The 21,668-nt window shown below is 37.3% G+C and carries 26 protein-coding genes and 5 pseudogenes; 11 read left to right on the forward strand and 20 right to left on the reverse strand.

Annotated elements, in window-relative coordinates:
* Positions 1-20: 20 nt before the first annotated feature.
* The 12 genes and pseudogenes from ABLV95_RS10585 to ABLV95_RS10640 form a co-directional block, all read right to left on the reverse strand.
* On the reverse strand, positions 21-356 hold the full coding sequence (locus tag ABLV95_RS10585) for a hypothetical protein (protein WP_460875621.1): 336 nt from the start codon (positions 354-356) through the stop codon (positions 21-23).
* On the reverse strand, positions 356-769 hold the full coding sequence (locus tag ABLV95_RS10590) for a DUF3310 domain-containing protein (protein WP_435373857.1): 414 nt from the start codon (positions 767-769) through the stop codon (positions 356-358). Before ABLV95_RS10590 ends, ABLV95_RS10585 begins: the two co-directional genes overlap by 1 nt.
* Positions 769-1,335 carry an SA1788 family PVL leukocidin-associated protein gene (locus tag ABLV95_RS10595; protein WP_460875623.1) on the reverse strand — a complete coding sequence of 189 codons (567 nt, stop codon included), beginning with the start codon at positions 1,333-1,335 and terminating at the stop codon, positions 769-771. The genes ABLV95_RS10590 and ABLV95_RS10595 overlap by 1 nt, the downstream gene beginning before the upstream one ends.
* Entirely contained in the window at positions 1,335-1,553 is a 219-nt protein-coding gene (locus ABLV95_RS10600; RefSeq protein WP_460875627.1) for a hypothetical protein, read from the reverse strand. Before ABLV95_RS10600 ends, ABLV95_RS10595 begins: the two co-directional genes overlap by 1 nt.
* Positions 1,554-1,693: 140 nt before the next feature.
* Positions 1,694-2,206, reverse strand: coding sequence for a hypothetical protein (locus tag ABLV95_RS10605; RefSeq protein ID WP_460875629.1), 513 nt, complete (start codon positions 2,204-2,206; stop codon positions 1,694-1,696).
* 6 nt (positions 2,207-2,212) lie between these two features.
* Positions 2,213-4,164, reverse strand: a pseudogene (locus ABLV95_RS10610) (DNA polymerase).
* Between the two features lie 21 nt (positions 4,165-4,185).
* Positions 4,186-4,750 (reverse strand): annotated as a pseudogene (locus ABLV95_RS10615) (DUF2815 family protein).
* Positions 4,751-4,827: 77 nt separating this feature from the next.
* Positions 4,828-6,007: pseudogene (locus tag ABLV95_RS10620) on the reverse strand (DUF2800 domain-containing protein).
* Positions 6,007-6,372 carry a hypothetical protein gene (locus tag ABLV95_RS10625; protein WP_460875631.1) on the reverse strand — a complete coding sequence of 122 codons (366 nt, stop codon included), beginning with the start codon at positions 6,370-6,372 and terminating at the stop codon, positions 6,007-6,009. Before ABLV95_RS10625 ends, ABLV95_RS10620 begins: the two are co-directional and overlap by 1 nt.
* Positions 6,372-6,608, reverse strand: coding sequence for a hypothetical protein (locus ABLV95_RS10630; protein ID WP_460875633.1), 237 nt, complete (start codon positions 6,606-6,608; stop codon positions 6,372-6,374). The genes ABLV95_RS10625 and ABLV95_RS10630 overlap by 1 nt, the downstream gene beginning before the upstream one ends.
* A 61-nt stretch (positions 6,609-6,669) precedes the next feature.
* Entirely contained in the window at positions 6,670-6,852 is a 183-nt protein-coding gene (locus ABLV95_RS10635; protein WP_081225178.1) for a hypothetical protein, read from the reverse strand.
* Between the two features lie 78 nt (positions 6,853-6,930).
* Positions 6,931-7,128 carry a helix-turn-helix transcriptional regulator gene (locus ABLV95_RS10640; RefSeq protein WP_427706212.1) on the reverse strand — a complete coding sequence of 66 codons (198 nt, stop codon included), beginning with the start codon at positions 7,126-7,128 and terminating at the stop codon, positions 6,931-6,933.
* Positions 7,129-7,508: 380 nt separating this feature from the next.
* Here ABLV95_RS10640 and ABLV95_RS10645 point away from each other — a divergent pair, with 380 nt between their 5' ends.
* Entirely contained in the window at positions 7,509-7,847 is a 339-nt protein-coding gene (locus ABLV95_RS10645) for a helix-turn-helix domain-containing protein (protein WP_081225180.1), read from the forward strand.
* 24 nt (positions 7,848-7,871) lie between these two features.
* A complete protein-coding gene (locus ABLV95_RS10650; RefSeq protein ID WP_460875636.1) occupies positions 7,872-8,480 on the forward strand; it encodes an ImmA/IrrE family metallo-endopeptidase in 609 nt (202 codons plus the stop codon).
* Between the two features lie 40 nt (positions 8,481-8,520).
* Here the strand turns inward: ABLV95_RS10650 and ABLV95_RS10655 are convergent, their stop codons facing one another.
* The gene (locus ABLV95_RS10655; protein WP_460875638.1) at positions 8,521-9,072 is read right to left on the reverse strand and encodes a DUF4352 domain-containing protein; all 552 of its coding nucleotides are present in this window, start codon (positions 9,070-9,072) and stop codon (positions 8,521-8,523) included.
* 133 nt (positions 9,073-9,205) lie between these two features.
* Here ABLV95_RS10655 and ABLV95_RS10660 point away from each other — a divergent pair, with 133 nt between their 5' ends.
* The gene (locus ABLV95_RS10660) at positions 9,206-9,445 is read left to right on the forward strand and encodes a recombinase family protein (protein WP_460875640.1); all 240 of its coding nucleotides are present in this window, start codon (positions 9,206-9,208) and stop codon (positions 9,443-9,445) included.
* Between the two features lie 25 nt (positions 9,446-9,470).
* A complete protein-coding gene (locus tag ABLV95_RS10665; RefSeq protein ID WP_460875642.1) occupies positions 9,471-10,397 on the forward strand; it encodes a recombinase family protein in 927 nt (308 codons plus the stop codon).
* Positions 10,398-10,619: 222 nt separating this feature from the next.
* Here ABLV95_RS10665 and ABLV95_RS10670 read toward each other — a convergent pair.
* Positions 10,620-11,106, reverse strand: a pseudogene (locus tag ABLV95_RS10670) (nucleoside hydrolase); the annotation flags it as partial.
* 445 nt (positions 11,107-11,551) lie between these two features.
* Between ABLV95_RS10670 and ABLV95_RS10675 the strand changes: the two are divergent.
* The 3 genes from ABLV95_RS10675 (at position 11,552) to ABLV95_RS10685 (ending at position 13,390) form a co-directional block, all read left to right on the forward strand.
* Positions 11,552-11,749 carry a hypothetical protein gene (locus ABLV95_RS10675; protein ID WP_460872050.1) on the forward strand — a complete coding sequence of 66 codons (198 nt, stop codon included), beginning with the start codon at positions 11,552-11,554 and terminating at the stop codon, positions 11,747-11,749.
* Entirely contained in the window at positions 11,736-12,494 is a 759-nt protein-coding gene (locus tag ABLV95_RS10680; protein ID WP_460875644.1) for an amidohydrolase family protein, read from the forward strand. Before ABLV95_RS10675 ends, ABLV95_RS10680 begins: the two co-directional genes overlap by 14 nt.
* Before the next feature lie 332 nt (positions 12,495-12,826).
* Positions 12,827-13,390 carry a TetR/AcrR family transcriptional regulator gene (locus ABLV95_RS10685; RefSeq protein WP_460875646.1) on the forward strand — a complete coding sequence of 188 codons (564 nt, stop codon included), beginning with the start codon at positions 12,827-12,829 and terminating at the stop codon, positions 13,388-13,390.
* Between the two features lie 64 nt (positions 13,391-13,454).
* Here ABLV95_RS10685 and ABLV95_RS10690 read toward each other — a convergent pair whose 3' ends face one another.
* Positions 13,455-14,249: a trypsin-like serine peptidase gene (locus ABLV95_RS10690; protein WP_069817872.1), complete on the reverse strand. Its 795-nt coding sequence runs from the start codon at positions 14,247-14,249 to the stop codon at positions 13,455-13,457.
* Between the two features lie 314 nt (positions 14,250-14,563).
* Here ABLV95_RS10690 and ABLV95_RS10695 point away from each other — a divergent pair.
* A pseudogene (locus ABLV95_RS10695) lies at positions 14,564-15,514 on the forward strand (LLM class oxidoreductase); the annotation flags it as partial.
* A 3-nt stretch (positions 15,515-15,517) separates the two neighbouring features.
* Positions 15,518-15,751, forward strand: coding sequence for a DUF896 domain-containing protein (locus tag ABLV95_RS10700; RefSeq protein ID WP_069817870.1), 234 nt, complete (start codon positions 15,518-15,520; stop codon positions 15,749-15,751).
* A gap of 106 nt (positions 15,752-15,857) precedes the next feature.
* Here ABLV95_RS10700 and ABLV95_RS10705 read toward each other — a convergent pair whose 3' ends face one another.
* Positions 15,858-16,712 (reverse strand): fructosamine kinase family protein, encoded by an 855-nt coding sequence (locus tag ABLV95_RS10705; protein WP_460872053.1) that lies wholly within the window; start codon positions 16,710-16,712, stop codon positions 15,858-15,860.
* A gap of 266 nt (positions 16,713-16,978) precedes the next feature.
* Here ABLV95_RS10705 and ABLV95_RS10710 point away from each other — a divergent pair, with 266 nt between their 5' ends.
* Complete coding sequence (locus tag ABLV95_RS10710) at positions 16,979-18,043, forward strand: quinone-dependent dihydroorotate dehydrogenase (protein WP_460875648.1); 1,065 nt, start codon at positions 16,979-16,981, stop codon at positions 18,041-18,043.
* A 77-nt stretch (positions 18,044-18,120) separates the two neighbouring features.
* On the forward strand, positions 18,121-18,543 hold the full coding sequence (locus tag ABLV95_RS10715) for a universal stress protein (RefSeq protein WP_460875650.1): 423 nt from the start codon (positions 18,121-18,123) through the stop codon (positions 18,541-18,543).
* An 87-nt stretch (positions 18,544-18,630) separates the two neighbouring features.
* Here ABLV95_RS10715 and ABLV95_RS10720 read toward each other — a convergent pair whose 3' ends face one another.
* From ABLV95_RS10720 to ABLV95_RS10735, 4 genes are all read right to left on the reverse strand, one after another.
* Positions 18,631-19,446, reverse strand: coding sequence for a Cof-type HAD-IIB family hydrolase (locus tag ABLV95_RS10720; RefSeq protein ID WP_427706196.1), 816 nt, complete (start codon positions 19,444-19,446; stop codon positions 18,631-18,633).
* A 148-nt stretch (positions 19,447-19,594) separates the two neighbouring features.
* Positions 19,595-19,885, reverse strand: coding sequence for a VOC family protein (locus tag ABLV95_RS10725; protein WP_460875652.1), 291 nt, complete (start codon positions 19,883-19,885; stop codon positions 19,595-19,597).
* 165 nt (positions 19,886-20,050) lie between these two features.
* Positions 20,051-20,461, reverse strand: coding sequence for a MarR family winged helix-turn-helix transcriptional regulator (locus tag ABLV95_RS10730; RefSeq protein WP_069817864.1), 411 nt, complete (start codon positions 20,459-20,461; stop codon positions 20,051-20,053).
* 253 nt (positions 20,462-20,714) lie between these two features.
* Positions 20,715-21,632, reverse strand: a complete 918-nt coding sequence (locus ABLV95_RS10735) for an ABC transporter substrate-binding protein (protein ID WP_427706192.1) — start codon at positions 21,630-21,632, stop codon at positions 20,715-20,717.
* Between the last annotated feature and the right edge of the window lie 36 nt (positions 21,633-21,668).

Below are 21,668 nucleotides of genomic sequence, written 5' to 3' on the forward strand. Positions count from 1 at the left end.
TTATGGTAGCTCTTACGCCCCTAGCCTCTAGGGCTGTTTTGATATAGTTCATGTAGCTCTCTTTTCTTTAGCTCTATAAGTTCAAACCGAACTCTCATGTACGGCAGGCTTGTCGGTGTGAGTTCCAGCTTAAATGCAACAAAGTCCTCTATACGCTCAAAACGTTTCTGCCATAATAAAGCGTCGTATTGTGCCTTAGCTGACGCCTCATAAATATGTGAGAGTTTGTTCTGCTGTTCTCTGACAAAGCCCTCGAGATTTCCCTTTTGCTCTCTGAGTCGTCTATTCTCTTTTCTCAGCTCGAGCATTTCCTGCTCAAATTCGCCTAGCTTTTCAGTAATTTCATCAAAGTTCATTATTTAGCCTCCTGCTCGAGTTTCTCTCTGTAGCGTCTTGCGTAATCCTCAATTTTCTTGAGCTCTTTTATACGGTCATCTTTACGACCTAATCGAGTTGAATATCTTTGTAGGTTTGACTTCATAGCACCTTGAAACTCTTCGGGCGTCATTTGCATGTACCAAAAGTCAATGAGGTCTATGCCGTCATCTGTATTGCTCTGATAGTGTTGCTCTTCGATTGTCTCTGCTGGTGTCAGCACTGTGATTTTCAGTGTGTCGTCTATGTGATATGTTTCTGTTCCATCGTAGACCGTTGCTCTCATAACGTCGTGGTGTAGTTCAGTAACTTCTGCTCTAATCTCTTCGCCTGAGTCGATAGGGTACTCAAAAGAAACAATATCGCCTTTATTTAACATGTGTATTGTCGTCATTATTTAACCACCTTAGGGAATATGTTATTTTCCATTAAATGCTGTGTGTACTCGCCCGGCGTGTGCTGTTGGGGCGTGCCATCGAATAAATGAGGTTTACGCTCTCTATACTTACGAGCTTTGTACTCTTCCATTTTTCTACGTCTGTGCTCTTCTCGTTTACGCTGTTTTATTTTCTGCTCTTCAATATCCTTTTTCACTTCATTAAAGTCATTGGTCACAGGTGCCTTTGTCAGCGCCTCTTGAATTGAAAAACCTCTGTTCAAACGTTTAGCAATTGTTCTTGGGTCGAGTCCGACCTCGATTTCTGCTTTTTCCATATCCTCAGCAGGAAGGTAGAACGTGCGCTCGCCTGTATTGTGGGTGTAGCAAATTTGCCCGTCGTGCAATTTATATTTAATACTGAAATTGATTGCCTCGTAAGGTTTCCAGCCGTTGTCGAGTCTTGCCTGAACATCGTCTATTGATACGAATAGCGATTTTAATTTCAATCTGTCTGCGTCATCTAGCCATATAATCTCGCCGTTTGGCGTTGTTGGGTATTTGGTTCTTCCCTCAAAGTGCATTAAAATCGTTCCTCCCATTTCTTCAACTCTGATTTTCCAGTCATGGCCATAACTTCACTTGCCATGTCGTCATAATATTCGCTTATATATTCGTCTGCTTTCTCTGAGACATCGTCCCAGTTATTCGCTGTAACAGTGACCTCTGCCTCGTATTCAATAGTGAGCTTGACAGGCACCTTATAAGTGCCCCACTCGCTCACGCCATCTAGTGCGCTCATTGTTTTACCTCCTATAAGATAACGATTAAAAGTAGTAAGATAAGCCCGAAAAGAAAAGCTATTAATGCTGTGCCATAAACTAAACCAACTAATAGATAAAATGCTATTTGGGAAACTATCTCTAAAAATTTAGTCATTAGTTAACTCCTTTCAAGCATGTTAGGTGGCACGTTGAAGTGCTGGCCTAGCTTGATAATTTCGTCTATGCTCGCAATCGTTCTTATGAGCTGAGTCTCTAACTCTGAAATCTCTTCTTGAATGATTGCTTGCGTTTTTGGGTTCTTGGCTTTTAGTTGTCTGATTTTAGCCTCGTACACTTCTATTTGCAGGCTCTTCTTAGCTCTATAAAAAGGCTGTAGCTTAGCCTTGAATTTAGCTCTTATCATCTTGTTAACTTCTTTTTTAAACTCTTTTGTATGAGAGTCGTTAAAGTATGAAATCGTGACTACTTTGTTTTCTTCGCCTACAACGATTTTATATTCGCCATATTTGTAGTACCTGTAGCCGTCTGTTTGCCTTACAAAAACTGAGTTGCTGATTGCTTGAGCAATCCAGTTTAATGCGTCATCTTTGTTATTACCTTTGCCGACACGTTGCCTAAATCTCTCATAAGCATGTTGAGTTAAACTGTATTCTGTTTTAATACTCCTCACGTCCTTTTAATCTTTCATGTAGAACGGACTCACAAAGCCGTCGCTGTTTAAGTTCAAGCCCTCAGCCCAATCAACAGGCAGGCTCATAATGTCCTCAATATCTTTCAAATGGTCGTGCTTGGTCGTCAGGCACTTCGAGAATAAGTTCATCGTGAACATGAGCCACTATCTTGTAGCCTTGTTTCTCGAGCCTTGCCATTGATACGCCCAACAGGTCTCTTGCTGTAGCTTGTACAATGTTCTCGACCAGTTTGCCTCCGTATGTTTTCACTGTCGTCCATTTACGATTTATGTCTAAGCCTTGAAACTCAACGACCGTTGAGCCCCAGCTGTTTTGCGCTGTCTTTGCGTCTCTGTAGACGATACAGCGACCGTTTGGCAACTCTAGTATTAGATGGCCTCTATAAGTGTAGAACTTAACCCCGTTTGCCATTTGTGGCTTACCACTGCGAATAGCTTTGATTGCTGATTTCTGACAGTTATACCAAAAAGACTTGATATTAGGGTTCGCCTCTCGCCGGCTATCAACTAGGGGCTTGAGCTCGTCCTCTTCAATGCCCATGTCTAAGGCTCCCATTGATTTGAGGGCGCCCGCGCCTCCTTGATAACCGAGTGCAAGTTCAGCCACTTTACCTTTTTGCCTCAAAGGGCTATCTTTGCCGATACTCTCTACAGGAACATCGAACATTTGAGACGCTGACGCCTCGTATATCTTGCCGTGTGTATTGAACACATCTAAGCGCCATTGCTCGCCTGCGTACCATGCAATAACTCGTGCCTCGATGGCTGAAAAGTCACTGACAGCTAGCTGATAGCCATGCTCAGCTGTAAATGTTGTTCTGACAAGCTGGCTGAGTATATCTTGATAGCTGTATTCGAGTGTCAGGTCTAACCAGTCAAAGTCCTGCTGTTTGATTGACTCTCTTGCTATGTCTAGCTCTTCATCTGTCATTTTGTGCTTAGTGAGGTTCTGCATTTGTACGCCTCGACCTGCCCGGCGCCCTGTGCCGGCTCCGAAGAATTGGAACATGCCTCTAATACGGTCGTCCTCACATGCCATGTCATACATTTTGTTGTATTTCTTAACGCCGGTCTTGCTCATTTGTTGGCGTAGCTCTAACATCTTGTGAGCTCTGCCTGAGGTTTTCTCTAGGTACTCGCCGACTGTTTTCTTTTGCAAGTTCTCAATCTCAACGCCCTGCTCACGAAACCATGCCATGAGTTGTTGCTGGCTGTTAGGATTGTCGAGCCCTGTCAGCTTTTGAGCTTGTTCTGCGAGTTGCGCCTGGCTGATTTTATCTAGTTCATAAGCCCCTAGCATGAGCTGACGGTCAATGTGAACGCCTCTGTCATTTATGTGTTGGTCAATCGTCCACAATTCCTGCTCACTAGGTAGCACCTCAAAGTCTGATATTTCTTCGCCGATGGCCATTTCAGCCTCAACGTCTTTAATACAGTAATCAATAAACTGTTGCCATTTCTCTGTGTCATGTTCAGGTAGATTTCGAGTTCGGCCACCGTTCACTTTTGTTGGTTTGCAAGGAACTGAAAAATATCTGATTAAGGCCTTACCTGCTTTGTCTTTTTGTGCGTCTACTTCCAGCACCTCTGCACATTTTTCAAGTGAGGTCTGGTAGGCCAACACGAGTTGCGTCGACCATGTCACAAGCCCACTCGTCAGGTGGCATTGCTGTTCTGAAATGCTTTGCTAAACAAACACGCTCAAATGACGCATTAAAAGCTCGTTTCTCGACTTCAGGGTCGAGTAAGTGCCATTTAAATTGTTTGTACAATCTGTCATCTATGTCGTGCATATCAATAGCCTGTACTTGCTGGCCATCAATAGAAAAAGCAATGATTAATATTTCAAAGTCAGGAGCCTCGGCGTACCGATAAGCCCCTGTATCTTTCAAGTTGTAACTACTGTAAGTTTCAATATCAATGTGCATTACGGTCATGACGTTGCCTCCCTTGATTGATTATTCAAACAGCTCGTCTAAATTGTCGTTATCAAGGTCGATAAACTCTGCGAACTCGTCCTCTGCTTTAGCGCCTCCACCGAGCAAGTGGCTCGCCGTCTTTAGCTTTCATGATATTGCCTAATCCACACGCAATGCCTTTACTTCCTGATACAGCATAAGGGTAGAAGTTAACTGTTACTCGGATATAGCAACCACTGTAAACCTCGTCAGGGTCGTCAGTACGTTGGCCGTCCATGTCTAATACTTGAGGTTTACGTTTTGTTTTAGCATTTAAGAAATAAGCGTTTTGATAGGCCTCGTCGTCCTCTCTGTCTGTGTCGCCATCACGTAAAGGCGTTGAAAGGTTAGCTGGTATCTTACCACCGAATTTTTCCTTGCCGTTTTGCTTAGCGTTCTCAATTGCTTTGTTGATATTGTTTATTGATTTCTCGTCATTTTTGTCGATAATTAAGCTCACGTTGTACTTAGGTTCATCGCCCTCGTTGATTGCTTGAGGCTCAAAAATGTGTGCGTAGCTCGCTCTTGCGTATACCATTACTCTTGTTTTTAATTGTTCTGCCATTGTGAAAAACTCCTTTAAATTTGATTTATAATATAGTTTGATTTGTTGCATAATATAGTATTAATGGCCGTAGCCTTTTATTTATTAATAAACTCAGTAAAATCACTTTCAGCACTGTCTGTGATAGGTTGACGTTTGTCGTCCTCAGTCACTAGAGTCGGTTTGCCCTGAGGCTTTTCTACTAGGTCGCTTAATAGCTCAGCGACTTTCTTCTTACCGATTTGTTTCTCTAGTTTAGATATGCTTAACACTTTTGTTTCTGATACTTCATTAGGGTCGTAGTGCTCCTTGAGCCTTTCAAAAACCTGTTCGTTATCAACATATTTTCTACTTGCTCTGCCCTCGACCACTTTCCAGCCGTCAAAATTGCGACTGTTTTCAAGCGCCCGCTCTCTGCAATAATCTTCAACATCACTTGCCCAGCGTTTAATATCAGGTAGTTTGTGAAGTAGCTCAGCAAGCTCGTCGTCAGTGAGCGTCGTTGGGGTCGACAGCTCTTTGCCGGCGTTCAAGTTTGCCTCTGCTCTAGCTCTGCATGAGTGGCGTATCTTACAAAATCGGCAATGGTTGCCTGGTTTAAACTCGCCTTTGCCCTCAATGGCTTTCAAGGCTTGAGGCCTAACTACGTTAAGCCCCCAACTGACTAAGTCGTCAGCTGTCATGCTTTCAGATGATACGTTGTGCAATCTCGGCTGTATGATTGTTGTCTTGATTGTGTGAACGTCCTCAAAGTCTTTGAGTAGCTCATAGGCACCTAGCCCGTACAGCCTTAACTGTGGATTGTTAAGGGCTGACACTTCGACGCCTTTGCCGAATTTGAGGTCTACAATCTCAACTGTGCCGTTGTAATAGATGATTACGTCGCCTGTACCGAATGACTCGGGCACATATCTCGTGAGGTCAAGTCTGTGTTCAAAAAACAAGATAGGCTCGTCTTGAGCTCTTGCCTCGTTGACTTTTTCCTCTACGATATCGACATACTGCTCAACGTATTCTCTTAACTCTTCTGAGTAGTATTCGTTTTGCTTGTAGCGTTCTAGTTCTTGCTGGAACTTATCCTCAGTCATGCCATCATATAGCCTTACGAAATACAGCTCTGACAGTTCATGAGCGAATGTTCCCTCTTCTGCAAATGTTGTTGTCTTGTCGCCTATGCCCTCACTTGCTTTAATGCTCGGGAGGACAGTTCAACCACTGATTGGCACTACTCGCTGACAAATATGCGTGCTTTCTGCTTGAGTGGTTTTGTGAAGTCATTACATCGCCTCAATAGCGTCTATAATGCTTTGACGCTTGTCAGCTTGAACGTCGCTTACCTTAGAGGCGCCTGACTCTTTGATTAGAGTCTTAACTTTGTCTTTTTGCTCTTTAGTACCACTTTTGATGATTTGAGCAATAGCTTTCTTGAATGTAGCCTCGTCAGGTGCCTCAGCTGTTGCCGGCGCCTCTTCTTGCTTAGGCTCTTCCTTAGCCGGCGCCTCTTGTTTAGGCTTTTCTTGTGGCAACTGCGTCCAACCTGCTGGCTCTTCTGCTGTGTTAGTGAAGTCCTGCAACTGTTTAGATTTCAAATCGTTAGAGCGTCTTAGCTCGTCTCTGATTTCTTGTAGGATAGTTTCTAACATTACAAGTCCTCCTCTTCGATACCTGATATCTCGAATAAAATACTCATCATATCTCTGTTATTTAATTCGTTTGAGAAATATGTTTTCATATCATGCAATTGTGTTTTAAGTGTTTTTTCTTCTTCGTCAACCCATGTTTCAAGCGTGCCATTTTCTAATTGAAAGACAGCTTTATCTTCGTTCAGGTTAAGTCCCTTATCTTCTAACGTTTTTAAGGCCTGTTTTACTTCTAGCATTTGCGCTACCTCCTAATTTGATTTACAATGTTCGTACAATTAATTTTCTTAATGTCTGGTCTTACTCGTTGGAGCGAGTGAGGCCTTTTTTGTTTTCTTCCATTTCTGAGAATGTGAGCTCTGTCATAGCACCGACTGCAAATGAGACAACTGTTCCGATATAAACATCAAACATCATCGCAACTGCTAAACCGATAGCCACTGACAAAGTTACTGTATAAAAACTTGTCGTTAAGGTTTTCACTATACATAGCCCCTCGCTTTCATGAACTCGTACCAAAACTGAGCTACTCTCTGAGGCATGTACTCGTCAGGTCGTTTCTTATCGTTGGCCATGCTTAGCCTCCTCTTTTTCTTTTAGATACGCTCTAATTCGTTCTTTCTGCAATGTAGCCTCTCGACGACCGTTTAATATGTCGTTTAAGTACGGCGCTGATATGCCTAACGCCTGGGCTAACTGTCTTTGGGTTATGCCTTTACGTTCAAGCTCTTCAAATACATCTGAACCGAAACTGCTCATTTTCTACCTCCTTTTTAGCGTATACTCTAAAATGTTACTGAAAACCCTTTACACCTAATTAGCTAATATGCTAATATTAAAAATGTAGTAATTAGCTAATTAGACATACTTGTCCCGTTGGATGGGGTTGCATTTTTCGAGTATTGCTTTTTAGTTGCTACGTGTCAAAACCTTACAATTACAGTCTTTTAATTAAAATTTACGTTTTGGAGAACTGAAAATTTATTTGCTGTTTTTGTAAGCTAATCAATAGCACATGTCATACTATAATAGAGAATTAGCTATATTGCAACAGTTAAATTTAGCTTTTTCACTAAATAGCTAGTTAGAGAATTAGCTAATCGTTGATATGACAGTGTTTTAAAGGGAGCAAAAAAATTTTGAATTTATATGAGAAAATAAAAAACATGTGTGATAAAGAAGGAATTTCTATAGCTCACTTAGAACGTGAAACTGGTATTTCTAACGGGCAAATTAAGCGTTGGGCTAAAAGTAGCCCTAGCGTAGAGAACTTAAAGAAAGTCGCAAACTACTTCAATGTTTCTTTGGAATTTTTAGCCGACGATACAACAGAACCATCTGACATTGAAATGTCTCAGGATATTCGTATCATGCAACGTGCGGCTCAAAACATGAGCGAAGAAGATAGGAAAAAAGCTATCAAAGTATTTGAGGCGTTCTTTGAAAATTGGGAAGAAATGACAAAAGATGATAAGTAACTAATCGTTAAGGGAGTTTTACATTTGAATTATGAAGAAAATGAGGCGTTTACTCGTGCAATAGAAACTGCAAATCTGATACTTGGATATGAGAATAAATTTCCAATAGATATAAAAGGGATTATTAACAACGACCCTGATGTCGAATTATTTACTTTCGGCGAATTTGCTAAATTGTCAGGTGTCAGCAGGTCAGATGTTTCCAAAATTGGCCAATCTTATGAGGCATTTCATTTTAGAAAAGGGAGAAAATCTATAATTGTATATAATGCCTTGAGATACTCAAAGAGGTTACGTTTTACGCTTGCTCACGAATACGGTCACGTCAAACTAAACCATACAGGAAAGTCTATATATGACTCTGATAAGTCTGACATTGAGTACACAAAAGAAGAATTTGAGGCCGATACATTTGCAGGAAATTTGCTGTTTCCATTGCATAAACGCTACGAATATAGGAGGAAAAGCTCGTATGAAATTGCAAATACTTTCAATATAAGTTTTAAAGCCGTCCGTGTCTCTATGTGCCGGCTCGAGGATTGTCTTGCTAGTGGCATTGACCAATACCTAACAGAGCCCCAACTGAGAACACCTGACGGCTACATTAATTTTTTAAGAGCTTGTGATTTTTAAACAACAAAAAACCCCACATAGTATGTGAGGTCAAAATGTATTAATTCAGTTTTATGTTTGCTTTTTGATTTCCGAACATGCCTGATTTGACTTGCATTTTTGTCTTATCTGATTGAGCAGTTGACTCAGATACATCAAACACTACTTTACCTGTTTTTTCATTACCAGGGTTAAGTTTTTCTAAGAAGAAACCAATGTCACTTGGGTTTGAGGCTGACGTGTTGGCGTCAGTAGATGCTGAGGCATCTGCACCATTTGTTGCGTCGCCATCAATTATTTTAAACAATTCTGTATCAATAGTAATAGCTTTATCGCCATTATTTTTAACTGTAACGTCTGCAACTATATATTTGCCGTCAGCATTACTTGAAACGTATTGATTACCTACTGAGTCTGCCGTTTCAACACTGTTAACTGTGTACTCAAGGTCATCAACTTTTACCTTTTCGCCTATTTTGGCGTCTTTCGTTTCATCTTTGTTAGAGCTGGAGCTATCGCCACCACCAAAAACGGTTGCAATCACAGCAATTATGATGACAATTACAACCACAACACCGAGACAGCCTAAACACCCAAATAATCCCTTTTTCATAAATTCAATCCCTCTTTTCAGAATTTTTAGTCAAGCATGTAACACTTTAGCAAATACTATTTAAGATTTAAAGGGTTGATTTCAATAGTGTTCTGTGATAATTAAATTAAGTTGTATTTAAGGAGGATAAGAAATGATAAAAAAAGTTGCGATTTACACAAGAGTCTCGACCTTAGAGCAAGCCAATGAGGGCTACTCTATTGAGGGTCAAGAGCAACGCTTAAAAGCATATTGTAAAGTTCATGACTGGGACAATTTCGAGTTCTTTGTGGACGCCGGGCAATCTGCCGGCAATACTGACAGAGCAGGTCTGCAAAATTTACTTAACCGATTAGACGAGTTCGACCTCGTGCTTGGTCTACAAACTAGATAGGCTTACACGCTCAGTGCGAGACCTTATGAGCCTATTAGATATATTTGAAGAAAAAGACGTCAAATTCCGTTCAGCAACAGAGGTATTTGACACTACAAGCGCAATAGGCAAGTTGTTCATAACGCTGGTAGGTGCTATGGCCGAATGGGAACGGTCGACAATTACCGAGAGAACGACACAAGGGCGTCGAGTAGCAACAGAAAAAGGGGTGTACACCACTGTGCCCCCGTTCTTCTATGACAAGATTGAGGGTAAACTCTACCCTAATGACAAAAAAGAAATCGTGGACTATATCGTCAGCAGGGCAAAAGCTGGCGTCAGCATAAGGGGTATTACAGAAGAGCTTAACAACTCAATATACAACCCACCTAAAGGCCAGCGCTGGGATAAGTCAGTGATTAGTTACGTTCTGATGTCGCCTGTGTCTCGTGGCCACACGCATATAGGCGACGTGTACGTCGAGAATACGCACGAGCCTGTTATCAGTGAAGATGATTATAATATCTACATGCAAAGCATTTCACAGCGCACGCACTCACGAGGTATTAAGCACACAGCTATTTTCAGAGGCAAGCTGACCTGTCCTAATTGTGGGCGCTCGCTCACACTCAACACAAGCAAACGGACAAATAAGAACGGCTCAGTAGATTATGACGAGCGCTATGTATGTGACCGATGTCGGAGCGATAAGTCAGCCGAGAATATAACGATACAATCAAAAGAAGTAGAGAGAGCTTTTATTGATTTTATCCAGCACGGCGAAATAGAGGTCGATGTCGAGGACACAGAGGAGCAGGAAGAGCAAAGCGTCATTGATGTAGACAAGATTAAGAGACAGCGTAAGAAGTACCGGCAAGCATGGGCTATGGACTTAATGAGTGATGATGAGTTTCAGGCTCTAATCAAAGAAACTGACGACCTGCTCGACCAAGCACAACCGACAGCAGACTAAGGAAAAAGGAAAACAAAGACAACCATAAACAAATAGAGGCCACTCACGACCTCATACTCAATGTGTGGGATAAGATGGCCAGCAACGATAAAGAAGATTTGATAAACGCCTCAATATCTAATATTGACTATAATTTCTATCGAGGACATGGCCACGGTAAAAATCGCACCCCTAACTCAATGAGCGTCACGCACATAGACTATAAAGTTTAGATGGGGTTTGTGGGTAGAGCCTCCCAAACGTACCGCCTCCCATGATTGTTATAGAATCGATATATTGCGTGATACTTGGATCTTTAATTAATGCAGTTGCTATGTTAGTTAATGGGCCTGTCGCAACAATGGTAACTGGTGCTTCACTTTGCTTTAATGTTTTAATAATGACATCAGCAAGCATGATCAGGCGTAGGTTTAAGAGACGGTACTTCAGGTAATTTTGGACCATCCAAACCAGTGTTGCCATGAATTTGCGAGGCAAATGAAGCTGGCTTAATTAACGGACGTGTTGCACCAACTGAGACATTGATATCTCCTCTCCCCATAACTTCAAGCACATTCAATGCGTTCTTTGTGTTTTTTTCAACAGATTGATTACCTGCCACTGTAGTTACTGCTAAGACATCAAGTGAGCTGTTTTTTGCACCAGCTAAAATTAAAGCAATTGCGTCATCATGTCCTGGATCACAATCCATAATAATCTTTTTACTCATATGCTTCACTCCAATCAAAATATTTTAGACGTCTTGCTCATTTCAAACCTTAAAATTATAACTAATACTAAAATTTGCTATAACAAAATATTCCTCTTAAACTTTGCGATATTTCCAATTCTTTATTTCGAAATCTTGCTACATTACTATCATACTACTTTTTAACATGGTATTAATAACAATAACTAACCCATATTCACACCAAAAACCATATTAATAATTCAAATATGAAATATTTAAAATAATAAAAAACAGGGAACAATTACAATAGTAATTAAAAATTTGAAGAGTTATTATGAAATTTTTTATTTAAATGATACAAACATAAGCTTGATCGTTTAGGCTACGTTTAAAAAGCTAATGAATTTGCTAACGTGTTACTAAAAACCTGTAATTAAATTTATAGAACATGTGCTAATTATAAAAATTAAAGGAAGTGTTATCAATGAAAAAAATAGATTGGCATGCGCATTATATTTCACCTGGTTACAATGATTATTTAGATGAATGTTTTAAAGGTAAAGGCGATGGCATATCCACGCCCACTTTTTCAGTGGATGCATATCTGAAACTAATGCGTGCTTTAGATATTGAATTTGGCGTGTTATCTATTTCTAGCCCACATATTAGTGCTCGCACTTGATGAAGATATCTTGCCACTTACAGAAGAAGTGAACCAATATGGCGCTCAAATTGTGGCAGAACATCCTGATAAGTTAGGATTTCTCGCAACATTACCATTACCATTTGTGGAAGAAAGTATTGAAACCATTGACCATGCACTAGATAAACACAACGCTTTAGGTTTCACATTACCTACAAATGCGAGAGGTATTTATCTAGGTGAGCCAGTGATTGACGATGTACTAGCTAAATTAAATGCTAGACATGCGATTGTTGCAATCCATCCAAATGAACCAAAGCCAAGTGTAGCGGTCATGAAAGATGTGATCTTGCCACCTTTAATGGAATTTATTTTTGATACGACCCGTACAATTATTTATATGAGTCAGCAAAACGTTTTTAGTAAGTATCCTCATATTCAATGGATTGTCCCTCATGGTGGGGCTGTATTACCAATCATAGCGCAACGTGTGAAGATAGGTAATGAAACGTTTAATCATAGCAACAACACTGATGATTTGGAGCAAGTAATGAAACACCTTCATTTCGATTTGGCTGGTATTGTGATTCCTTATCAGTTGGCTAACCTTTTACCTTGGGCCGATGAAAACAAAATTATATATGGCTCTGATTCGCCATACACGCCACATAAAGCAGTTCATGTACTTTCAGAGCAACTAGAAGAAAATGACATTGTCTCAAGTTCAACTTTAGAAGCCATATTATACCAAAATGGGAAAGAATTGCTCAATAAATATAAATAATAATATATTTAGATATATACTTTATCTAGCCATAAATAAGAGGCTGGGACATATCACATGTCTTAGCCTCAGTTTTTTATATTGGCAGTGGCTGACTGAATTGAAAATGCGCTTATATCAAGCTTTTTTCAATTCTAGTCAGCTGTGCCGGGGTGGGACGACGAAATTTTATTAGAAAAATTAGATTTCTGTCCCACTCCCTTATTTTTAATGTTCAATTTTATATTTATTTTTACTCATTACAAATCAAGCACATTGACATTCATGAACTAAAGCCAGATAATTTGTATAAATTATATTATTTGCAACTTATTTAAGGAGGTGCGAAGTCAATGACGACAACACATATTGATCCACGAATTACTAGAACAAAAAAATTATTGATGGATGCCTTTCGTGACATTGCTAAAGAAAAAAAGTTACAAACCATTACAGTGAAGGATATAACTGAACGCGCAACTGTTAACCGTGCTACGTTCTATGCTCACTTTTATGATAAATATGACATTATGGACTACACATTGTCAGAAACCATTCTTAAAAATTTAAACGATAACTTAACCTTATCTTCTGAACTTAATGATGAAACATTATGCAAAACGTTCATCACAATTACGAGTTATATTGAAGAAACACATAATGAATGTAAATTAAATAGTGTCGCATATGGTGAAGTAGTTGAAAAGAGAGTGAAAGAAGAACTGGAAGATATTTTCTTAACGTTAATTGTACAAAAACATCCAAATGAAGACAGAGAAGCATTAGCTACGAGTGCTCGCTTTTTATCTTGGGGGCTATATGGCACAGCTAAACATTGGTTTCATACGAGTAATACTTCTGCACGTAACTATATCGAAAAAGCACTACCTTTGTTTATGAGCCAAGTATTAAAATAAATTATACAAAAAAGCCTCTAAAGCAATGCATATTTGCTCTAGAGGCTTAATATTTTTCAAAAAACTATTTTTTGTTTTCATTAATAAAGTCTAGTACATCACCAGTTAACGCGACGCCATTGTTACTTTCGCCTTCTACGCCACCGTAATGTAATCCTACTACTTCATTATTCGCATTAAAGATTGGAGAACCAGAGTTGCCGCCAAATGTACTCGCACCATATGTAAGTTGCGTACCATTATTTGTCAGTACTTCCCCCTTACTTTCCCACATTGTAGCTAATGATTTATCACCCGGGTAGCCAGTTACTGTCACAGGATCACCTTTACTAACACTTGATGCATCTTGGATTGTTGCAGGTTGTACTACATCACCTACAGACTGCCCTTCATCATTGGTATTGAAATGTACAAGTACTAAATCTTCTTGACCAGGATAAGGTTGGACATCTTTTTCCGTAAATTCACCATACGGAAATGAACCTTCATTTTTAGCTGCAGGTGCAAATGTCATATCGCCGTTTGAAAGATTAGCAACATGCTTATTTGTTAATACAGTATTTTTATCGATGACTACACCTGTCGCTATATTTGATCCCATATTCATGTACCCTACTGATTGATAATGACCTGTAGTGGTATTTTCAATTTGTGTTCTATCTTCATCAGGTAATATGACCCTTGGCATAACTTCTGATGATTGATTATTAGTTGTATTATCATTTTGTTGCGTTTGTGTTGGCTGAGTTGTTGTATCGTTATTTTGCGTATCCGTAGCCGCAAAACTACTAAATGGTGCAATTGCGAATAACATTACTAAAGAAAAAGCTATACTACCTATCATTTTTCTTGTAAACATAAATAACCCTCCATCAAAATATATTATACTATTAAAATTTAAAGAAATTTTCAAAAATAATCAAATGTTAATATTAGCTTTTGAAAATATATCACCTTAATTTATAAGTTTTTTTAATAGTATATTCTTAGCTTATACCCTATCTTCGAAAATAGTATCACTTTCAAAACAACACATTTCTCCTTATGTCGTTTAAACAATAAATCGATAAACATGTTGTTTGCATTATATTTCATAACGTAATACAATACATTTAAGCAACAGGTGTTAGTTAGTTAATACTTGTTGTTTAAGTAAAGTTAGGAGGGATAGACGTGACAACAATTCAAAAACACAATGGTTTCAAACGGACTTTTCAACAGGATCATTTGACGTTAGGCTTAACGTTACCTTTTGATAATTCTGAACACATCGCATTGTCGTTGGAACATCAAGTTGATTTAGCACAATACGCTGAAACACTTGGATTTACAAGCCTTTTTGTACGGGACAGTCCGCTTTATAGCCCACATTTAGGAAATGTAACGACAAACTACGATCCGTTTGTATTTTTAACTTATCTCAGCGCCAAGACATCGAAAATCGCTCTCGGAACATCTAGTATTGTTGCTACATTACGTCATCCAATTCATATAGCGAAAGCTACTACTTCTCTTGACTTGATTTCAAATGAGCGATTATTGTTAGGTGTTGCTACAGGAGATCGATCATTCGAATTTCCAGCTTTTAAAGTAAATACAGACCATTTAACTGAGCAATTTCAAACAGCGATAACCTCTATAAATGATTTATGGAAAACACATTCGCCACAAATCTCAAATTCTATATTTGAATTATATGAGGATGCCGGTTTACAAATATTACCAAAACATAAGCATATTCCAATGTTTGCTACTGGGTATTCAAACCAAGATATATCTTGGTTAAAAGCGCACATGGATGGTTGGATGTTTTACCCACAAGATTTTCAAAAGCAAAAGAAATTATTACAAGATTGGCATCAAAACGATGTATTCAAACCTTTTATGCATCCACTTGTTATCGATTTGTCGATGAATCCAAATGAGTTGGTTAAACCTATTAAAGGTGGCTATCGCTTAGGTAGAAATACTTTAATAAAAATATTAAAATCATATGAACGTATAGGTACGAATCATATCATGCTACATTTAGTTGAAAATGAAAGAACTTATAAAAATATATTAACAGAGGTAGGAAATTATATTATTCCACACTTTCCACCTCATGAATTACAGGAGGAAAAAATTATGACACTATTAGATAGAATTAATATACTCGCAAATAAAGAAAAAGTTGAAACATTGAGCATTGAAGAAAAACAAGAACAACATGTGTTAAGACAAGAATATTTACAAATGATTCGTGGACAAGTTGTTAACACATTCTCAACTTTGAAAGTCGTTGACCCTTTAGGTGAAGACATTACGCCAGATAAAGTCTATGAATTACGTGAAAATATGGGCACTTTAGATTTAAATTAAATTTATAACTATATAATAAATATTCACAAAAAACGGCTGTGCGCTTTCATATCAAAGCGCACAGCCGTTTGTTATTTCTAAGTTTCACAATATGCAGTTACTTATATCAATCATTTAAAATTTGTTGCATTGAGCGATCAACACTATTCGCATACATATTTCCAAATTTTACTAAGTGCACCATTAATAAATAAAGTCGATAAAATTCTAAGCGTGCCTCTGCGCCATCGCTCAATGGATAATGCTTATTATATTCATCATAAAATGCTTGAGTAAAACCACCAAACACAGTAGTAATACCTAAATCAAATTCTCTATCACCATATAAGGGTGCCGGATCAAATAGCGCGTGCGAACCATCTTCCAAGAACATGTAGTTGCCTCCCCATAAGTCTCCATGCAACAAGGATGGTTTGCTTGTATGTTGATTCAACGCCTCTATAATGACCTTACGTACATGTGCATATGTTTGAGCATCATCATCTGTCCAGCGTTTTAATCGCAATAATTCATCTTTTAAATGATCCAGACGGCGTTCCACGAATAATGTTGTCCATGAATCTGTCCAGCTATTATCAAATGAAATATCTCCGCCTTCATAAGGTAAATCAAAGCCAAATTTTCCAGCTGATTGTTGGCTATGCATTTTCGCAACAAGCTGTCCTAATTCTTTTTGACTACCGGTCGTACCTTCATCTAAAAAGGTTAATAATAAATAAGCATCGCCATTAATTTCTCCACTCCCAATTACTTTAGGCGCAGTAATTTGAGCTTGCTCAAAAAGGTTTAAACCTGCAATCTCTGCCGCAAAGAACGCTTCATTACGATCACGTTGCACGAGTAAAAAATAAGTTTCATCGGGCGTTTTCACTTGAAATGCTTCATTCACATCTCCACCACCAACAGATGATATAGATTCTATATGATTTAATGGAAGTTGTGCTTGCCATTCTTGTTTCATTTGTAACCCCTCCATAACTTTTCAACTATAATATCGTTACTTCATTATTATTACCGTTTTCAACATATATTAATCAATAATGCTTATTGTCATACATTTTATGTGACACTTCTTAAAATTATCTTGATTTACTCTAGGCATATATTCAGTAAAATGCTAGTCTATTAAAGACATCATTTTCAATATGGCCAACAATATAAATTAACTTTTGGCTTAAATACATATTTTCAATACTAATAAAATTCGATTAACGGAGTGATAATCTCATGTATAAACTAATCAAACCTATTTTATTTCAATATGATCCTGAAAAAGCACATGGTATGACGATCGACGCACTGAAATTCGTACAAAAACATTCTAAATTATTACCAGTCATCGAACAATTATTTCATTATGAGCATGCGGCCCTACATCAAAAAATTCATGGTATTCATTTTGACAATCCAATTGGTCTTGCGACAGGCTTTGATAAATCTTGTGAAGTTCCTAAAGCTTTAGAAAAAGCAGGATTTGGTGCAATAGAACTCGGTGGTGTTACACCTAAACCACAGCCTGGTAATCCAAAACCACGTATGTACCGATTAGTTGAGGATAATGCTTTAATTAACCGTATGGGCTTCAACAATTTAGGTATGAATAAGGCACTTAGTAACTTACGTAAATATAGCTATCAAATACCTGTAGGTTTGAATGTGGGCGTGAATAAATTTACTGATTATGAATCACGTTATCAAGATTATATAAAAGTAATTGATACATTTAGAAATGATGTAACTTTCTTTACTGTGAATATTAGCTCACCTAACACTAAAAATTTACAAAGCTTCCATGACAAAGATGAATTCTCACAGCTTTGTTCTGCAATTCAATCATATAAAGACAGTCACGATATCAACGTTCCTATTTTTATCAAGCTGACTTCAGATCTTGATTTAGATAGTTTAGGTCGTATGTTGGACCTTATCGTTGAAACTTTTGATGGCATTATTTTAGCTAATACCACTCAAAAACGTGAACAGTTACATTCTGACAATCAACATGAAACTGGTGGTTTAAGTGGTAGACCACTATTTGAGCGTAATCTAGAACTCATTTCTTATGCTTACAAACAAACAAATGGTCAGTTTTTAATTATTGGTACTGGTGGTATATTTAATACAAATGACGTTATTACAATGATGCGCCATGGTGCTTCACTGGTACAACTCTATAGTGCATTAGTATTTGAAGGTCCAGGTCTTACTAAAAAATTAAATAAGAACTTGGCAAAATATCTTAAAACAGAAGGTTATGCGCATATAAGTGATATTATAGGATTAGACGTATAAAATTCAGCAATTATTTAATTTAAAATCATATTACATTATTTTTATTAGGGTATGTAAATAATAAAGGAGGCGCTATTATGTACAAGAAAATACTATTAGCTTATGACTTTGGCAACACATTCGATAACGTTCCGAAAGAACTACAAAACTTAACTGTCGGCGTAGATGACGCAGAAATTACAATTTTCAATGTTATTTCTGAAGGAGAATTGCAAACCTCAGTACGCTATGATGGTAAACATTTTGAAGAATTAGCAAACGAAAAGGGCAAAGAACTTGATCCATTTGTTCAAAAATTAGAAGATCTTGGTTTAAATGTTCGCGTGAGATTTAGTACAGGGTACATCAAGCAATCTATTCTACAAGAAGTAGAAGAAAATCATTATGACATTATCGTCATGAGTAATAAACGTGCAAAATCAGACATTAAAAATGTCCTAGGCAATGTCACTCATAAAATTGCTAACAGCGCGAATCTTCCTGTATTAATTATAAAATAATAGGTATATAAATAAGGAAGCCTCCATCTAAATCTTGGAAGCTTCCTTATTTTTTTAGCATTATCGTCGATTATTTTCGACTTCTATTTATTCTTGATCCTCTTGATTCAAGTATCTTTCAATCACTTGTAATACACCAGAGTCATCATTAGATGGTGCACGATGTTGGGCTATTTTTTCAAGTTCTGGACTACATTTTGCCATAGCATAACTATGGGTCGTCAGTGCAAGCATTTCTAAGTCATTATTAGCATCTCCAAAAGCTAATAATTCGTCTTTATCTATTCCCCATTGGTTTAAAAGTGCTTGAATCGCCACACCTTTATTCACACCAGGTAAAATAAGATCCACACTCTCAGCACCGCTTGTCACGGCACGTATTTCGTGTGCATATTCACTTTCCAAACCAGCTTTAACTTGCTTTACGATATCGTCATCTTTGATTCTCATCGCCACTTTAACAAACTGGTCATCTTTGATATCACTAAAGTTTTCAACTTTTTCAATATCATAGTAATAGTTGGTAATAAAATTCATAAACTCATCGCTACAATTACTTTTAACATATGCTGATTTAATCCCACTTACTATAACGTCAGAGATATTATAATCCACCATAATTGTCTGTAAAATGTCAAAAGTAAGTTGCTGGTCAAAATGTGAGGAAGATACTAACGTATCATTAACATATGTAACAGCACCATTTTCTGCTACATACGTAATTTGTGATTCCTTGCCTGGGAAATATGATCGTAATTGCGCATATTGGTTTCCACTTGCTACAATAAATTTTATATTACGTTTCGTTACTTCTTCAAATATTTTTTCAAAATATATTTCATCAAACGTATGATTGGATTTAAATAACGTTCCATCTTTGTCTACTGCAATTGCTTTTATCATCGGTATACATCCTTCCAAATTCGTTATCAACCCTAACAATATATGTTACTACTTACTTTACATCACAATAATATTAAATAAATGACCATCTATGTCACTAAACAAACCACCATAAAACCCTTCTAGCATCGTACCGCTCTGCAATACTTTACCGCCTCGCTTCTTCAACTTTATTCAATAATGCATCAACCTCTTGGAACTGGGATACGGAAATAGAAACTAATGCTTCATTTGAGCCTATATTAGAAAGGTGAGCTGCTTTTTTAAATTGGCTATGCTCAATAAGCATGATAATTTTATTATCAATCGTTTGAATTCCTCTCATTTTATCCAAAACAGCGTCATTTTGCTGAATTTTAAAGCCAATTGCGCTATAAAATGCTTCGCTTGCTTTAAGGTCTTTTACTGGTAAATTTAGCCACGCTGATTGTATATCCATTTTAACATGCCCCCTATTTTTACTCACCATACCATATCTCACTCTATATGGGGCATTAATCATCTGCTTTAAACTACATAATCCTTATCCACTTACATTGTGATTATACTTATAGTTCAAGTAATTATTTCCTAGGTTATACTATAAAAGCTAAAATCTAACGAATTAATCATCATTAATTTGAGTGAGTTTACGAATTTGCGATAGGTCGATCTTTTCAATCAATTGTTCATATGTGTTTAATGCCTTTTTAGTCATTGTTAATCCTTCTTCAGTTAGATAGATATACATAGCACGCTGATCTTCAACACATTCTTGTCTATAAACGAGCGGACAATCCATTCTTTCTATCCTAACGATTAAACGCGACATTGCACTTTGACTCAAATCTACAATTTTGATTAAATCATTCATTTTATATTTTTTTCCTGTTGCTTTATAAATTTCGTATAGTACATAAAATTCTTTTAAGCTTAAATGATATTGTTGTTTTAACGTTTTTTCTATTAATGATTCTGTATAGTGCACATATTTTGTCATTTCAATCCAATTATTTATTTTTTGCTGTTGTTCCATATAACATCCCCCAATACTTATCTAACATCTCTATTTATTCTTATTTGAATTTATCGATTTAAATTACGTCTAAGCTTGATTCAACTGTTAATCCCATAATTTACCATTAAAAAGTGAGCGCATTCACTTAAGATTAACACATTCATTATTAAATAAAAAAGTACGCCTAAATACAACTAGCAACTTACTTTTTAATAAAAAAACATACTGGAAGGCTTTATAAATAAAAAGTCCTCTCAGTATGTTCAGCTCACTATGAATTGCTATTTAATAATTTCTCTTTTAGATCTTTACGTTCATATTCTAATGAATATGGATCATTCAACCAATAAATACCTTCATCTACTTTAAATGTATGATTGTTTTGTACCGCTTCAGTATTTTTCCAAATTTCTTTATTTTCAAATGATAAGTCTGACCCTTTTGCTACAGGAGTCACAACATAATCGCCAGCCATTTCAGGAAGCTCTTCTTCTGAGATATCAGCTAAATCATTTTTCTTCGTTGCTTTTTCTACTGTCTCTGGCATTTTCAGACCAAATGAGTCATATAAAATCTCACTACCATGACCATATGTCTTACCTAGTGCATAGATTTTTTTATCAAAGTCTTTGATGATAGACACTGTTGTATCTGCGCCAATGGCATCTTTAATTGCTTTACCATCATCTTTTGTTTTTTGCTCCCAGTCTTCAACCCATTTTTTTGCTTTATCTTCTTTGCCAACAATTTTCCCAAGTTCTAAGTGTTGTTCTTTATAGTCATGTTTTGCATAATCAAAGGCAACAGTAGGCGCTATTTTTTTCATTTTTTTTAAGTTTTTATCTGTATTATAAGTAATGATTAAATCTGGTTTGAGTTTCGCGACGCTTTCTACATTTTCAGCATCTACCTTCTCAACATCTTTAAATTTTTCTTTTAATACTTTACTGTCATCAACGATATTCGCAACACCTACAACATTTGCATCAAGTTGTTTTAAACCACCCGCATATGTTGCCCCTAAAACGACAATACGCTTAGGATCTTTAGGTATTTTCACTTTATCTCCTGAGTCTTGTTTGTAAGTTGTTTTTTCGCTATCTTTTTTAGACGACTTACCTTCTGAGCCATTGCTACACGCCGCAAGTACAAGCACCAACACTAACAAAGGTAATAATAGTTTCTTCATTGTTTATGTCCCCCTTTTTTATAGTATTTTAAATTA

Origin of the sequence: Staphylococcus sp. Mo2-1, from assembly GCF_046721385.1 — a bacterium.
GTDB classification, from domain to species: Bacteria; Bacillota; Bacilli; order Staphylococcales; family Staphylococcaceae; genus Staphylococcus; species Staphylococcus equorum_A.

Excerpts from the sequence above, each read along its gene's own strand:
- ABLV95_RS10585 (WP_460875621.1), bottom strand. The coding sequence starts at position 356 with ATGAACTTTGATGAAATTACTGAAAAGCTAGGCGAATTTGAGCAGGAA.
- ABLV95_RS10590 (WP_435373857.1), bottom strand. The coding sequence starts at position 769 with ATGACGACAATACACATGTTAAATAAAGGCGATATTGTTTCTTTTGAG.
- ABLV95_RS10595 (WP_460875623.1), bottom strand. The coding sequence starts at position 1,335 with ATGCACTTTGAGGGAAGAACCAAATACCCAACAACGCCAAACGGCGAG.
- ABLV95_RS10600 (WP_460875627.1), bottom strand. The coding sequence starts at position 1,553 with ATGAGCGCACTAGATGGCGTGAGCGAGTGGGGCACTTATAAGGTGCCT.
- ABLV95_RS10625 (WP_460875631.1), bottom strand. The coding sequence starts at position 6,372 with ATGTTAGAAACTATCCTACAAGAAATCAGAGACGAGCTAAGACGCTCT.
- ABLV95_RS10630 (WP_460875633.1), bottom strand. The coding sequence starts at position 6,608 with ATGCTAGAAGTAAAACAGGCCTTAAAAACGTTAGAAGATAAGGGACTT.
- ABLV95_RS10640 (WP_427706212.1), bottom strand. The coding sequence starts at position 7,128 with ATGAGCAGTTTCGGTTCAGATGTATTTGAAGAGCTTGAACGTAAAGGC.
- ABLV95_RS10655 (WP_460875638.1), bottom strand. The coding sequence starts at position 9,072 with ATGAAAAAGGGATTATTTGGGTGTTTAGGCTGTCTCGGTGTTGTGGTT.
- ABLV95_RS10660 (WP_460875640.1), top strand. The coding sequence starts at position 9,206 with ATGATAAAAAAAGTTGCGATTTACACAAGAGTCTCGACCTTAGAGCAA.
- ABLV95_RS10665 (WP_460875642.1), top strand. The coding sequence starts at position 9,471 with ATGAGCCTATTAGATATATTTGAAGAAAAAGACGTCAAATTCCGTTCA.
- ABLV95_RS10675 (WP_460872050.1), top strand. The coding sequence starts at position 11,552 with ATGAAAAAAATAGATTGGCATGCGCATTATATTTCACCTGGTTACAAT.
- ABLV95_RS10685 (WP_460875646.1), top strand. The coding sequence starts at position 12,827 with ATGACGACAACACATATTGATCCACGAATTACTAGAACAAAAAAATTA.
- ABLV95_RS10690 (WP_069817872.1), bottom strand. The coding sequence starts at position 14,249 with ATGTTTACAAGAAAAATGATAGGTAGTATAGCTTTTTCTTTAGTAATG.
- ABLV95_RS10700 (WP_069817870.1), top strand. The coding sequence starts at position 15,518 with ATGACACTATTAGATAGAATTAATATACTCGCAAATAAAGAAAAAGTT.
- ABLV95_RS10705 (WP_460872053.1), bottom strand. The coding sequence starts at position 16,712 with ATGAAACAAGAATGGCAAGCACAACTTCCATTAAATCATATAGAATCT.
- ABLV95_RS10710 (WP_460875648.1), top strand. The coding sequence starts at position 16,979 with ATGTATAAACTAATCAAACCTATTTTATTTCAATATGATCCTGAAAAA.
- ABLV95_RS10715 (WP_460875650.1), top strand. The coding sequence starts at position 18,121 with ATGTACAAGAAAATACTATTAGCTTATGACTTTGGCAACACATTCGAT.
- ABLV95_RS10720 (WP_427706196.1), bottom strand. The coding sequence starts at position 19,446 with ATGATAAAAGCAATTGCAGTAGACAAAGATGGAACGTTATTTAAATCC.
- ABLV95_RS10725 (WP_460875652.1), bottom strand. The coding sequence starts at position 19,885 with ATGGATATACAATCAGCGTGGCTAAATTTACCAGTAAAAGACCTTAAA.
- ABLV95_RS10730 (WP_069817864.1), bottom strand. The coding sequence starts at position 20,461 with ATGGAACAACAGCAAAAAATAAATAATTGGATTGAAATGACAAAATAT.
- ABLV95_RS10735 (WP_427706192.1), bottom strand. The coding sequence starts at position 21,632 with ATGAAGAAACTATTATTACCTTTGTTAGTGTTGGTGCTTGTACTTGCG.